12 protein-coding genes are annotated in these 13,342 nt (G+C 72.8%); all 12 read right to left on the bottom strand.

The annotated features are described in order from the left end of the window. Positions 1–19 precede the first annotated feature (19 nt). The 12 genes from nuoL to ACI79E_RS05455 all read right to left on the bottom strand — a co-directional run bounded on the left by nuoL (position 20) and on the right by ACI79E_RS05455 (position 13,248). Positions 20–1,915 (bottom strand): NADH-quinone oxidoreductase subunit L, encoded by a 1,896-nt coding sequence (gene nuoL, locus ACI79E_RS05510; RefSeq protein ID WP_456931541.1) that lies wholly within the window; start codon positions 1,913–1,915, stop codon positions 20–22. Positions 1,916–1,931: 16 nt separating this feature from the next. Then, positions 1,932–2,231, bottom strand: coding sequence for an NADH-quinone oxidoreductase subunit NuoK (gene nuoK / locus ACI79E_RS05505; protein WP_456931540.1), 300 nt, complete (start codon positions 2,229–2,231; stop codon positions 1,932–1,934). After that, complete coding sequence (locus tag ACI79E_RS05500) at positions 2,228–3,073, bottom strand: NADH-quinone oxidoreductase subunit J (protein ID WP_456931539.1); 846 nt, start codon at positions 3,071–3,073, stop codon at positions 2,228–2,230. The genes nuoK and ACI79E_RS05500 overlap by 4 nt, the downstream gene beginning before the upstream one ends. After that, positions 3,070–3,747, bottom strand: a complete 678-nt coding sequence (nuoI, locus tag ACI79E_RS05495; protein ID WP_456931538.1) for an NADH-quinone oxidoreductase subunit NuoI — start codon at positions 3,745–3,747, stop codon at positions 3,070–3,072. The genes ACI79E_RS05500 and nuoI overlap by 4 nt, the downstream gene beginning before the upstream one ends. Beyond that, positions 3,740–5,212, bottom strand: coding sequence for an NADH-quinone oxidoreductase subunit NuoH (gene nuoH / locus ACI79E_RS05490; RefSeq protein WP_456931537.1), 1,473 nt, complete (start codon positions 5,210–5,212; stop codon positions 3,740–3,742). Before nuoH ends, nuoI begins: the two co-directional genes overlap by 8 nt. Continuing rightward, positions 5,209–7,692 (bottom strand): NADH-quinone oxidoreductase subunit G, encoded by a 2,484-nt coding sequence (locus ACI79E_RS05485; protein WP_456931536.1) that lies wholly within the window; start codon positions 7,690–7,692, stop codon positions 5,209–5,211. Before ACI79E_RS05485 ends, nuoH begins: the two co-directional genes overlap by 4 nt. Further along, positions 7,689–9,017 (bottom strand): NADH-quinone oxidoreductase subunit NuoF, encoded by a 1,329-nt coding sequence (gene nuoF, locus ACI79E_RS05480; protein WP_456931535.1) that lies wholly within the window; start codon positions 9,015–9,017, stop codon positions 7,689–7,691. The genes ACI79E_RS05485 and nuoF overlap by 4 nt, the downstream gene beginning before the upstream one ends. A 1-nt stretch (position 9,018) precedes the next feature. Continuing rightward, positions 9,019–10,032: an NADH-quinone oxidoreductase subunit NuoE gene (gene nuoE, locus ACI79E_RS05475; protein ID WP_456931534.1), complete on the bottom strand. Its 1,014-nt coding sequence runs from the start codon at positions 10,030–10,032 to the stop codon at positions 9,019–9,021. Next, positions 10,032–11,363 carry an NADH-quinone oxidoreductase subunit D gene (locus ACI79E_RS05470; protein WP_456931533.1) on the bottom strand — a complete coding sequence of 444 codons (1,332 nt, stop codon included), beginning with the start codon at positions 11,361–11,363 and terminating at the stop codon, positions 10,032–10,034. The genes nuoE and ACI79E_RS05470 overlap by 1 nt, the downstream gene beginning before the upstream one ends. After that, the gene (locus ACI79E_RS05465; RefSeq protein ID WP_456931532.1) at positions 11,360–12,112 is read right to left on the bottom strand and encodes an NADH-quinone oxidoreductase subunit C; all 753 of its coding nucleotides are present in this window, start codon (positions 12,110–12,112) and stop codon (positions 11,360–11,362) included. Before ACI79E_RS05465 ends, ACI79E_RS05470 begins: the two co-directional genes overlap by 4 nt. A 79-nt stretch (positions 12,113–12,191) precedes the next feature. Continuing rightward, positions 12,192–12,872 carry a NuoB/complex I 20 kDa subunit family protein gene (locus ACI79E_RS05460; RefSeq protein WP_456931531.1) on the bottom strand — a complete coding sequence of 227 codons (681 nt, stop codon included), beginning with the start codon at positions 12,870–12,872 and terminating at the stop codon, positions 12,192–12,194. A gap of 13 nt (positions 12,873–12,885) precedes the next feature. Further along, a complete protein-coding gene (locus ACI79E_RS05455) occupies positions 12,886–13,248 on the bottom strand; it encodes an NADH-quinone oxidoreductase subunit A (protein WP_456922892.1) in 363 nt (120 codons plus the stop codon). Between the last annotated feature and the right edge of the window lie 94 nt (positions 13,249–13,342).

Here is a 13,342-nt window from a genome sequence, read left to right as displayed (position 1 = left end):
CGTTCCGTGGAGGTGCCACTCACCCCGTCGTCACCGCCAGCAGTGCCCCCGCCACGACGACGGCGCCGCCGAGCATCGACAGCGCGTAGGAGCGGACGAAGCCGGTCTGGGTGCGGCCCAGCCGGGACGAGGAGCCGCCCAGCGTCGCCGCCAGCCCGTTGACCGCGCCGTCCACCCCGCGGTTGTCGACGAAGACCAGAGCGCGGGTCAGCCACTGCCCGGGCCGCATGAACAGCGACTCGTTGACGGTGTCGGCGTAGAGGGCGCGGCGGGCGGCGCGGACGGGCAGCGCGACCCGCACCGGCGCGGTCAGCGGCACCTCGCGACGGCCGACGAACAGCCAGGCCGCACCGGCGCCGAGGACCATCACGAGGGTCACCAGCACGCTGACCACCAGGGGGGCCACCACGTGCTCGGCCGCCTCCGGCTCCCCGAACACCGGGGCCAGCCACTCCTCCAGCGGGAAGGCCACGACCAGCAGGAAGCCGGCCAGGACCGAGCCGACGGCGAGCACGACCATCGGCACGGTCATGACCGACGGGGACTCGTGCGGGTGGACGCCCTCCTCCCAGCGGGGCCGGCCGAAGAAGGTCATGAGCATCAGCCGGGTCATGTAGAAGGCGGTGAGCCCGGCGGCGAGGATCGCGACCCCGCCGAGCACGTAGCCCCAGCCGTCGCCGCGGTCGAACGCGGCCTCGATGATCGCGTCCTTGGTGTAGAAGCCGGACAGGAACGGGAAGCCGATCAGCGCCAGGTAGCCCAGCCCGAAGGTCACGAAGGTGACCTTCATCCTCGAGGCCAGGCCGCCGAAGCGGCGCATGTCGACCGAGTCGTCCATGGCGTGCATGACCGAGCCGGCACCGAGGAACAGCCCGGCCTTGAAGAAGCCGTGGGTGAGCAGGTGCGCCAGGCCCGCCACGTAGCCGACCGGGCCCAGGCCCACGGCCAGGAACATGTAGCCGATCTGGCTGACCGTCGAGTAGGCCAGCACCTTCTTGATGTCGTCCTGGGCGCAGCCGGCGATCGCGCCGATCATGAGGGTGATCGCACCGACGGCGAGGACCACGGCGCGGGCGGTCGGCGTCTCGTCGTAGATGGGCGCGCAGCGGGCGATGAGGTAGACCCCGGCGGTGACCATGGTGGCGGCGTGGATGAGCGCGCTGACCGGGGTGGGGCCCTCCATGGCGTCGGGCAGCCACGCCTGCAGCGGGAACTGGCCGGACTTGCCGCAGGCGCCGAGGAGCAGCAGCAGACCCAGGGCGGTGACCGTGCCCCCGGCCAGCGTGCCGACCCCGCCGAAGACGCCCTCGTAGGTGACGGTGCCCAGCTGGGCGAACATCAGGAAGATGGCCAGCGCCAGCCCGACGTCGCCGACCCGGTTCATGATGAACGCCTTCTTCGCGGCGGTGGCCGCCGACGGCCGGGTGTACCAGAAGGCGATGAGCAGGTAGGACGCCAGGCCGACGCCCTCCCAGCCCACGTAGAGCATCACGAAGTTGTTGCCGAGGACCAGCAGCAGCATCGCCGCCACGAACAGGTTGAGGTAGGCGAAGAACCGCCGGCGCCCGGGGTCGTGGGCCATGTAGCCGACGGAGTAGACGTGGATCAGCGCGCCCACGCCGGTGATCAGCAGGACGAACACCGCCGACAGCGGGTCGTAGAGCAGGCCGGCCCGCACGTCCAGCGATCCGGTGGCGGCGAAGGTGAACAGGTCGACGCCCACCGCGCGCCCGTCCAGCTGGAACGTGCACAGCAGGCCGATGACGAAGGCCGCGACCACCGTGGCCACGCCCAGCAGGTGACCCCAGCGGTCGGTGCGCCGGCCGCCCAGCAGCAGCACGGCGGCACCGGCCAGCGGCAGTGCGATCAGCAGCCAGGAGGCGGCGAGCAGCCCGTCGGCGGGCACGGTGTCCATCCCCGGATCCCCGTTCTCAGTACTTGAGCAGGTTGGCGTCGTCGACCGACGCCGACCGGCGGGTCCGGTAGATCGACATGATGATCGCGAGGCCGACGACGACCTCGGCCGCGGCGACGACCATGACGAAGAACGCCATGATCTGGCCGTCGACGGTGCCGCTGGCCCGGGCGAAGGTGACCAGCGTCAGGTTCACCGAGTTGAGCATCAGCTCGATGCACATGAAGACGACGATCGCGTTGCGTCGCACCAGCACACCGACCGCGCCGATGGTGAACAGCATCGCCGCGAGCACCAGGTAGTGCGTGAGGCTCATCGGTCCCGTCCCCCCGGGATGTCGCTGGGCGCGGGGTCGAGGGTGCCCAGCGACGCGTCGGGGGTGCCGAGCTCGGCCCGGCCGGTGGGGCGCGGCATCTGGTCGACCTCCTGGGGCTCGATCCCGGTGGCGAAGCTGTCCTCGGAGACGCTGCCGTCGGGCAGCAGCGCCGGCGCGGCGACCGAGTTGGCCCGGGCGAACACGCCCGGCCCGGGCAGGGTCTGCGGCCGGTCGGTGAGGAACCGGGCGCGGGAGAGCTCCTTCTGGGTGCGCCGCGTGCCGGGCTCGCGCTCGATGTGGGCCAGCACCATGGCACCGACGGCGGCGGTGATGAGCAGGGCGCTGGTCACCTCGAAGGCCAGCAGGTAGCGGGTGAACAGCACCTCGGCGATCGCCTCGATGTTGCTGTTCTCCCCGCCCTGCACCGCGTCCAGGCCGGTGACCGGCAGGTCCTGGGTGGCCCGGGCGATGCCGGCACCGACCAGCCCGGCGAAGCCGATGCCCAGCACGATCGCGGCCACGCGCTGCCCGCGCAGGGTCTCGACCACGGAGTCGGAGGAGTCCCGGCCGACCAGCATGAGCACGAACAGGAAGAGGATCATGATCGCGCCGGTGTAGACGATGATCTGCACCGCGCCGAGGAACGGCGCCTCCTGGACGACGTAGAAGACGCCCAGCGCGAGCATGGTGTTGACCAGCCACAGGGCCGAGTGGACGGCGTTGCGGGAGAGCACCATGCCCAGTGCGCCGGCCAGGGCGATCGGCCCCAGCACCCAGAAGACGACGGCCTCCCCGGTGCCCAGCTGCACGGTCTCGCCGGCCGCCGCGGCCAGCACGCTCATGCCCGGCCCCCGGGGACCGGCTGGTCCACGCGCGCACCGGCGGCGGGGTCGGCCGGCGGGGTCGCGCGGTCCGGCGTCCGCACGTAGTAGTCCTTCTCGTCGTCCCCCAGCCGCATGGGGTGCGGCGGGGCCTCCATGCCGGGCAGCAGCGGGGCCATCAGCTGCTCCTTGGTGTAGATGAGGTCGCGGCGGTTGTCGTCGGCGAGCTCGAAGTCGTTGCTCATGGTCAGCGAGCGGGTCGGGCAGGCCTCGATGCACAGGCCGCAGAAGATGCAGCGCAGGTAGTTGATCTGGTAGACCCGCCCGTACCGCTCGCCGGGCGAGTACCGCTCGTCCTCGGTGTTGTCCCCGCCCTCCACGTAGATGGCGTCGGCGGGGCAGGCCCAGGCGCACAGCTCGCAGCCGACGCACTTCTCCAGCCCGTCCGGGTGCCGGTTGAGTACGTGCCGGCCGTGGTAGCGCGGCTTGGTCACCTTCGGGACCTCGGGGTACTCCTCGGTGGTCACCTTGCGGAAGATCTGCGCGAAGGTGACCCCGAAGCCCTGGCCGGGGCCGGGCAGCCAGCTGGACCGCTTGACCGGGCCGGCGTCGCGGTCGCGGCGGGCGAGCTCGCCGCGGGCGGCCTGCGCCAGCCCCTTCTCGGTGCCCTCGGCGGGCGGGTTCCGGTCAGACATCGTCGTCCTCCTGGCTGGGCGCGGCGCCGCGCCGTCCGGTGCCGACCACACCACCGGCGGGCACGGTCTCCCGGTCGCGCAGCCGCGGTGACGGCGGCACCTTGAGGTCCATGGGCGGGACGGGGAACCCGCCCTCGGCGCGGCTCGGGCCGGTGGGCTGCGCGGGCCGGCGGCGCGGGCCGACCGGGGGCAGCACCTCCGGCTCGGCGTCGGTCGGGTGGATCGAGCCGGCCGCGGCCTTGGTGGCGGCGATCCGGGTGGCCCGGTTGCTGGCCCGGCTGGCCACGAGCAGCACGGCGAGCACCAGCAGGGCCAGCGGGACGCCGACGAACAGCGCGACCTGACCGGTGGAGAGGTCGGCCTCCCGGGCCACGGTGCGCATGGTGGCCACGGCGAGGATCCAGACCAGCGCCGTCGGCACCAGCACCTTCCACCCGAACCTCATGAACTGGTCGTAGCGGAGCCGGGGCAGCGTGCCGCGCAGCCAGATGAAGACGAACAGCGCGACGACGACCTTGAGGAAGAACCACAGCAGCGGCCACCAGCCGGAGTTGGCGCCGTCCCAGATCGACAGCGGCCACGGGGCCCGCCAGCCGCCGAGGAACAGCGTCGCGGCCAGGGCCGAGACGGTGACCATGTTGATGTACTCGGCGAGGAAGAACAGCGCGAACTTCAGCGACGAGTACTCGGTGTGGAAGCCGCCGACCAGCTCGCTCTCGGCCTCGGGCAGGTCGAACGGGGCGCGGTTGGTCTCCCCGACGACGGCGATGACGTAGATGACGAACGACACCGGCAGCAGGACCGCGTACCAGCCGGGACCGGTGAACTCCAGGCCGAAGAAGGAGACCTGGTTGCCGTCGGCCTGCGCGGCGACGATCTCCGAGGTCGACATCGAGCCCGCGTAGAGGAACACCGCGACGATCGACAGCCCCATCGCGATCTCGTAGCTGACCATCTGCGCGGCGCTGCGCAGGCTGCCCAGCAGCGGGTAGGTCGAGCCCGACGCCCACCCGGCCAGCACGATGCCGTAGACGCCCATCGCCGAGCAGGCCAGCACCACGAGGACGCCGATGGGGGCGTCGGTGAGCTGCAGGGGGGTGCGCTGGCCGAAGATGCTCACCGCCGGGCCGAGCGGGATGACCGAGAAGGCCAGGAACGCCGGGATGGTGGCGATCACCGGGGCCAGGAAGTAGACCGGCTTGTCCGCGAGCGCCGGCATGATGTCTTCCTTGAACGCCAGCTTCAGCCCGTCGGCGAGGCTCTGCAGGTACCCGCGCGGGCCGACCCGGTTGGGGCCGATGCGCTGCTGCATGCGCGCGACGACCTTGCGCTCGAAGACGATGGCGAACAGCGTCAGCAGCACGAGGACGACGAAGACGCCAACGATCTTGATGAGGACGATCCACCAGACGTCGGAGCCGAAGTCCTCGAGCGTCGGCTGGTCGGCGGCGGCGAGCAGGTTCACGCGAGGCCTCCGGCCGCGGCGGGGTGGGCGGGAGACGCGGCGACGAGGCGGACGACGCCGCCGGGCGGGGTGCCCAGCTGGCTCCTGACCTCACTGCCGGGCGAGCGCATAGGCAGCCAGACCACCTCGTCGGGCATCTCGGTGACCTGGACCGGCAGGGTGATCTCGCCCATGGCGCCGCACACGGTGACGCGGTCGCCGTCGGCGAGGCCCAGCCGCCGGGCGGCGTCCTTGCCGAGGCGGGCCACCGGCGGACGGGCGGTGCCGGCCAGCTCGGGCTCGTCGCGCTGCAGGGTGCCGACGTCCAGCAGCTGCCGCCAGGAGGCCAGCACCGCCTCGTCCTCGGCCAGCGGCGGGTCGTCCGGCGCGGGGACGTCCAGACCGGTGACGTCGGGCCGCACCGCGACGACCCCGAGCGCGGCGAGCTCGGCGCGGGCGGCCTCGGGGCCGGGCAGCCGCAGGTCGACGTCCAGCTCGTCGGCCAGGCCCTGCAGCACGCGGCCGTCGGGCAGCTGGCCGCTGCCGTGCAGCGTGGCGTCGAACGGCCGCAGCCGGCCCTCCCAGTCCAGGTAGCTCCCCGCCTTCTCCGGCGCCGCGGCCACCGGGAGGACGACGTCCGCGTGCGCGGTGACCGCACTCGGGAACAGCTCGAGGCTGACCACGAAGTCGGCATCGGCCAGCGCCGCCTCGGCCAGCCGTGGGTCGGGCAGGTCGGCCGGGTCGACCCCGCCCACCAGGAGGCCCTTGAGCTGCCCGTGGGTGACCGCGGCGAGGATGCCGGTGGTGTCGCGGCCGGGCGCGGCCGGCAGTTCGGCGACGCCCCAGGCGGCGGCGACCTGCGCGCGGGCCCCGGCGTCGGAGGCCGGGCGGCCACCGGGCAGCAGCGCCGGCAGCGCGCCGGCCTCCACCGCGCCACGCTCCCCGGCCCGGCGGGGCACCCAGGCGACGCGGGCTCCGGTCGCTCGGGCGAGGGCGGCCAGCGCGGAGAACGCGCCGGGCACCTCGGCCAGGCGCTCGCCGGCGAGCACCACCGCGCCCGGCTGCCGCAGCGCCTCGACCGCCGGGCCACCCCACGTGCCCTCGGCCAGCGCGGCCAGCGAGCGAGCCTCGGTGCCCGGCAGCGTGGTCAGCACGGTGGCCTCCAGCTTCTCGGCCGCCCGGGTGACGAAGGGCGCCAGGTCGAACACCGGCAGCCGGCGGGTACGCACGGCCCGCCGCAGCCGCAGGAAGACGATCGGCGACTCCTCCTCCGGCTCGAACCCGGCCAGCAGCACCGCGGAGGCGTCGGTGAGGTCGGCGTAGGTGACCGCACCGTTGAACGGCCCGGTGCCGGCGACGTGTGCGGCGAGGAAGGCCTGCTCCTCGGCCGAGTGGGCGCGGGCGCGGGCGTCGACGTCGTTGGTGCCGAGCGCGACCCGGGCGAACTTGGCGTAGGCGTAGGCGTCCTCGACGGTCAGCCGGCCGCCGGGCAGGACGCCGACGCCACCGGCCGCGCGGGCGGCGCGCAGGCCCTCGGCCGCCGCGGCCCAGGCCTCCGGCCAGGACGCGGGCTGCAGGACGCCGTCCCGCCGGACCAGGGGCGTGGTGAGCCGGTCGTTGGCGGTGGCGTAGCGGAAGGCCCACCGGCCCTTGTCGCAGTTCCACTCCTCGTTGACCGCGGGGTCCTCGCCGGCCAGCCGGCGCAGCACCTTGCCGCGGCGGTAGTCGGTGCGCTGGGCGCAGCCGGACGCGCAGTGCTCGCAGGCGCTGGGCTCGCTGCGCAGGTCGAAGGGGCGGGAGCGGAACCGGTACTGCGCGCTGGTCAGCGCACCGACCGGGCAGATCTGGGTGGTGTTGCCGGAGAAGTAGGAGGAGAACGGCTCGTCCTCGTAGATCGCCACCTGCTCCAGCGCGCCGCGCTCGAACAGCTCGATGAACGGGTCACCGGCGACCTGCTGGGAGAACCGGGTGCAGCGGGCGCAGAGGACGCAGCGCTCGCGGTCCAGCAGGACCTCGCTGCTGATCGGCAGCGGCTTGGGGTAGGTCCGCTTGACGTCGACGAACCGGCTCTCGGTGCGGCCGTTGGTCATCGCCTGGTTCTGCAGCGGGCACTCGCCGCCCTTGTCGCAGACCGGGCAGTCCAGCGGGTGGTTGATCAGCAGCAGCTCCATCGTGCCCTGCTGCGCCTTGTCGGCGACCGGACTGGTGAGCTGGGTCTTGACCACCATCCCGTCGGTGACCGGCATGGTGCAGGAGGCCACCGGCTTGCGCTGGCCCTCCACCTCGACCAGGCACTGCCGGCAGGCACCGACCGGCTCGAGCAGCGGGTGGTCGCAGAACCGCGGGATCTGGACGCCGATCATCTCCGCGGCCCGGATGATCAGCGTCCCCTTGGGCACCGCCACGTCGAAGCCGTCGATGGTGCAGTGGACGGCGTCGGGCGGGGTGTGCGGCCCGGGGACGGCAGGCACCGCCGCGGGCGCGGGCTGGGGCGTTGTCACGAGGCGACCCCCACGGGCTCGAGCCGGAGGCTGCGGCCCAGCCGGGCCTGCTCCTCCGGCGGCAGCAGCGCGACGTAGTCGTCGCGGAAGTACTTCAGCGAGCTGGTGATGCAGCTGGTCGCGCCGTCACCGAGGGCGCAGAACGAGCGGCCCAGGATGTTGTCGCAGGTGTCGGTCAGCAGGTCGAGGTCGGCGGCGGTCCCCCGGCCGTCGACCAGCCGCTGCAGGATCTGCACCAGCCAGTAGGTGCCCTCCCGGCACGGGGTGCACTTGCCGCAGCTCTCGTGCGCGTAGAACTCGGTGAACCGCAGGGTCGCCTCGACGATCGAGTCGGTCTCGTCGAAGACCATCAGCGCGGTGGTGCCGAGCATCGAGCCCGCCGCCGCGACGGAGTCGAAGTCGAGCGGGACGTCGAGGTGCTCGGGGGTGAAGTACGGCGTCGACGAGCCACCCGGCGTCCAGAACTTCAGCTGGTGCCCGGGGCGGATGCCGCCGGCCATCTCCAGCAGCTCGCGCATCGTCGTCCCCATGGGGGCCTCGTACTGGCCGGGGCGGACGACGCGGCCCGACAGCGAGTAGATCTTGGGGCCGGGTGACTTCTCCGGGCCGAACTCCTTGAACCAGTCCGAGCCGCCGCGCACGACGAACGGCACGCTGGCCAGCGTCTCGACGTTGTTGATCACCGTCGGGGCGCCGTAGAGACCGGCGACGGCGGGGAACGGCGGCTTCAGCCGCGGCTGCCCCCGGTAGCCCTCCAGGGAGTCCAGCAGCGCGGTCTCCTCACCGCAGATGTAGGCGCCGGCCCCGGCGTGCACGATCAGCTCGAGGTCGTAGCCCGAGCCGAGGACGTCCGCGCCGAGGTAGCCGGCCGCGTAGGCCTCCTCGACGGCGGCGACCAGCCGCCGGTGGGCGTGCACCGCCTCGCCGCGCACGTAGATGACCGCGAGGTGCGAGCGGATGGCGTAGGCCGCGATGACCACGCCCTCGATGAGCGAGTGCGGGTCGGCCATCATCAGCGGGAGGTCCTTGCAGGTGCCCGGCTCGCCCTCGTCGGCGTTGACCACGAGGTACTTGGGCATCGCGGCCGGGCCGGTCGGCGTCTCCCCCGGCTTGGGCTGCGGGATGAAGCTCCACTTCATGCCGGTCGGGAAGCCGGCGCCGCCGCGGCCGCGCAGACCGGAGTCCTTGACCAGGGCCACCAGCTCGTCGGGGCTCATCCCCAGGGCCGTGCGCAGCGCGGTGTAGCCGTCGAGCCGCTCGTAGGTCGACAGCCGCCAGGACTGCGGCTGCGCCCAGCGGGTGGTCAGCACGGGTGCGAGGGGCATGTCACGCCTTCCCGTTCGTGGGGTTCGTGCCGGTGGCCGGTTCGGCGGCGGGCGGGTTCTCGGTTCCGGCCCGCTGCCGACCCCGCGGCTGCCCGTACTCGGCCCCCTTGTCGGGGTGGGCCTGCGCGGCGCCGGCCCGCTCGGCGGGGGTGTCGGCGGCGGCGACCCGGGCGTCGGCCGCCTCCTCCCCCGGCGTCTCCCCCGTCCGGCCGGAGGGGCGCACGGTCTCGGCCGGCTCGCCGGTGTCGGCCGTCGGCCGCTCCGGAGCGGGCATGGGCGGGGCCGACTCGCCGCGCTCGGCTGCCAGCCGCAGCCCCGCCAGCGTCGGCTCGATCGCACCCTCGGCGTCGACGGCGGCCCGCCGGGCGGCCTCGTCGCCGTACTGGTCGAAGCCGGCCAGCTGGCGGGAGATCCCGCGGAAGTCGGTGAGCGGGGCACCGCGGGTCGGCTGCGGCTTGTCCCCGCGCCGCAGCGCCGCCACCAGGGCGCGGGCGCTCTCGACGTCCTGCTGGTCGTAGAACTCGTAGTCGACGGTGACCACCGGCGCGTAGTCGCAGGCGGCCAGACACTCGGCGTGCTCGAGGGTGATCGAGCCGTCGCGCGCGGTCTCGTCGTGGTGGACGCCGAGGTCGGCCGCGAGCGCGTCGAAGATCCGCTGCCCGCCGAGGACGGCGCACAGGGTGTTGGTGCAGACGCTGACCAGGTGCCGGCCGGTGGGACGGCGCTTGTACATCGTGTAGAAGGTCGCGACCGCGCCGACCTCGGCCTTGGTGAGGCCCAGCTCCTCGGCGCACAGCGCCACGCCCTCGGGTGAGACGTACCCCTGGTAGCTCTGCACCAGGTGCAGCATCGGCAGCAGCGCCGACCGCGGCTGCGGGTAGCGGGCGATGATCTCCCGCGCCTCGAGCCGGGTCTGCTCGGTCAGCGGCGGCAGGTCGGCGGGCGCGGGCTCGACGGCACTGGAGTCCAGCCCCGTGACCGCCGTCCCCTCGGCGCTGCCAGGAAGAGCACTCATCAGCGATCCACTCCGCCCATGACCGGGTCGAGCGAGGCGATCGCGGCGATGACGTCGGCGATCATGCCGCCCTCGCTCATCGCGGCCGTCGCCTGCAGGTTCACGAAACTGGGGTCGCGGACGTGGACCCGCCACGGCCGGGTGCCGCCGTCGCTGACCACGTGGTAGCCCAGCTCGCCGCGCGGGGACTCGATCGGCACGTAGACCTGGCCGGCCGGCACGCGGAAGCCCTCGGTGACCAGCTTGAAGTGGTGGATCAGGGCCTCCATCGACTGGCCCATGATGTGCTGGACGTGCTCCAGGGAGTTCCCCATGCCGTCGGGGCCGAGGGACAGCTGCGCGGGCCAGGCGATCTTCTTGTCCTGCACCATCACCGGCCCCGGCTCCAGCCGGTCGAGCGCCTGCTCGACGATCTTCAGCGACTCGTTCACCTCCGCCATGCGGACCAGGTAGCGGCCCCAGGCGTCGCAGGTGTCGGCGGTCGGGACCTCGAAGTCGTAGGTCTCGTAGCCCAGGTACGGCTCGACCTTCCGCAGGTCCCACGGCAGGCCGGCGGCACGCAGCACCGGGCCGGTGACGCCGAGCGCGACGCAGCCGGTGACGTCGAGGTAGCCGGCGTCCTTGAGCCGCGCCTGCCAGATCGGCTGGCCGGTGAGCAGCTTGTGGAAGTCGGCCACCCGCGCCGGCATGACGTCGAGGAACTCGCGGATGTGCTCGACCACGCCGTCGGGGAGGTCCTGGGCCAGCCCGCCGGGGCGGATGTAGGCGTGGTTCATCCGCAGCCCGGTGATCTCCTCCAGCAGGTCCAGGACCAGCTCCCGCTCGCGGAAGCCGTTGGTCATGCCGGTGAGGGCGCCCATCTCCATGCCGAAGGTGGCCAGCGCGACCAGGTGCGAGGCGATCCGGTTGAGCTCCATCACCAGGACCCGGATGGTCTGCGCCCGCTGCGGCACCTCGATGCCCAGCAGCTTCTCGACGGCCATGCAGTAGCCGGCCTCGTTGAACAGCGGGGACAGGTAGTCCATCCGCGTCACGAACGTCGTGCCCTGCACCCAGTTGCGGTACTCGGTGTTCTTCTCGATGCCGGTGTGCAGGTAGCCGATGACCACCCGCGCCTTGGTCACCGTCTCGCCCTCGAGGTCCAGCACCAGGCGGAGCACGCCGTGGGTGCTCGGGTGCTGCGGGCCCATGTTGACGACGAGCCGTTCCTCGCCGTACGCCTCGGTGCCGAGGGTCTGGTCCCAGTCGCCGCCGGTGACGGTGTAGACGCGGCCCTCGGTGGTCTCCCGGGAGCCGGCGTAGGGGTCACTGGCGTTGTACGTGCTCGTCATCGGTAGCTCCGGCGGGTGTCCGGCGGCGGGATGGTGGCGTCGTGGTACTCGACCGGGACCCCGCCGAGCGGGTAGTCCTTGCGCTGGGGGTGGCCGTCCCAGTCGTCGGGCATGAGGATCCGGGTGAGTGCCGGGTGGCCGTCGAAGACGACGCCGAACATGTCCCACGTCTCGCGCTCGTGCCAGTCCGCCGTCGGGTAGACCCCGGTGACCGACGGGACGTGCGGGTCCTCCGCGGGGACGGCGACCTCCAGCCGGATGCGCCGGCGGTAGGTCATCGACGTCAGGTGCAGGACGACGTGCAGCCGGGGACGACCGGGGGTGACCGCCGGGCCGCCGCTGTCGAGGTAGTCGACCCCCGACACGCTGCTGCACAGCTCGAAGCGCAGCGCCTCGTCGTCGCGCAGGGCCTGCACGAGCGTGAGCAGGTGCTCCCGGGCGACGAAGTAGGTGATCTCGCCGCGGTCGACCAGCACTCGCTGCACCGCCGCGTCGTAGGTCGCCTGCCCGACCGCCTCGATCAGCGCGTCGGTGACCTCGTCGAAGTACCCGCCGTAGGGCCGGTCGGTCGAGTGCAGCGCGACCGCGCCCCCGGGCTCGACCCGGACCAGCCCGCCGAAGCCGGAGGTGTCGCCACTCCCGGAGACCCCGAACGCACCCTTGCGGAAGCCGCCGCTGGGCGCGGTGCTCTCCTCGGGCCCGGCCTCCTGGCGGCCGGGGAGCTCCGGCACCCCGCCGTCGTTGCTCACTGCGCCACTCCCGGCTCGTCCCGCGCCTCGGTCGCCGGCGCTCCCCGCGCTGCGCGCCCGCCGGTCGGGTCCACGGCGCTCACGACCGGCTCCGCACGTACGGCTCGGGCAGCAGGACGGCGTTCCCGCCCCGCTGCTCGATCGCGAACTGGCCGGTGCGCCGCTCGGCGGCGGCGCGCTCGTAGGCCTCCCGCGCCGCCTTGTCCACCCGCACCGTCGACGGCATCTCGACCAGGAGGTCCTCCGCCCGGCCCTCCTGCTGCGCACGCTCCAGCTCGCGCGCCCGCTTCGGGCCGAGCGGCTCGTTCATGATCTTGTAGTGCAGCTTGAGGATGGCGTCGGTGAGCATCTCCGGCCGCGGCGGGCAGCCGGGCAGGTACATGTCCACGGGCACGACGTGGTCGACGCCCTGGACGATCGCGTAGTTGTTGAACATCCCGCCGGAGCTGGCGCACACGCCCATCGCCAGCACCCACCGCGGCTCGGGCATCTGGTCGTAGATCTGACGCAGGACCGGCGCCATCTTCTGGCTCACCCGCCCGGCCACGATCATCAGGTCCGCCTGCCGCGGGGAGGCGCGGAAGACCTCCATGCCGAAGCGGGCCAGGTCGTAGCGGCCGGCGCCGGTGGCCATCATCTCGATCGCGCAGCAGGCCAGCCCGAAGGTCGCCGGCCACAGCGAGGACTTGCGGGTCCAGTTGACCAGCTTCTCGACCGTGGTCAGCAGGACGCCGCTCGGCAGCTTCTCCTCGAGTCCCATGGGTGCGCTCCTGTCAGTCCCAGTCCAGCCCGCCGCGGCGCCAGACGTAGGCGTACGCGATGAAGACGGTGCCGATGAACACGACCATCTCGACCAGCCCGAAGACGCCGAGCGCGTCGTTGGCCACCGCCCAGGGGTAGAGGAAGACGATCTCGATGTCGAAGACGATGAACAACATCGCCACCAGGTAGTACTTGACCGGGAACCGCCCACCGGTGAGCGGCTGGTCGACCGGCTCGATGCCGCACTCGTAGGCGGCGAGCTTGGCCCGGTTGTAGCGGCGGGGCCCGACGAACGGCGCGACCGTGACCGAGAACAGCGCGAACGCCGCGGCCAGCGCGAACAGCCCGACGATCGGGACGTAGGTCGAGAGCATCAGCGGCACCCTACGGTGATGGAGATCACGGTCGTGGCAACGGGTGATCGTGGACACAGCGTGTCGACATGGCGGCGGGGCGTGAGGGGAACCA

The sequence above is a fragment of the Geodermatophilus sp. SYSU D00079 genome, assembly GCF_054050635.1.
Note: the sequence above shows the minus strand (reverse complement) of the source record. Positions and strands in the feature narration are given on the sequence as shown.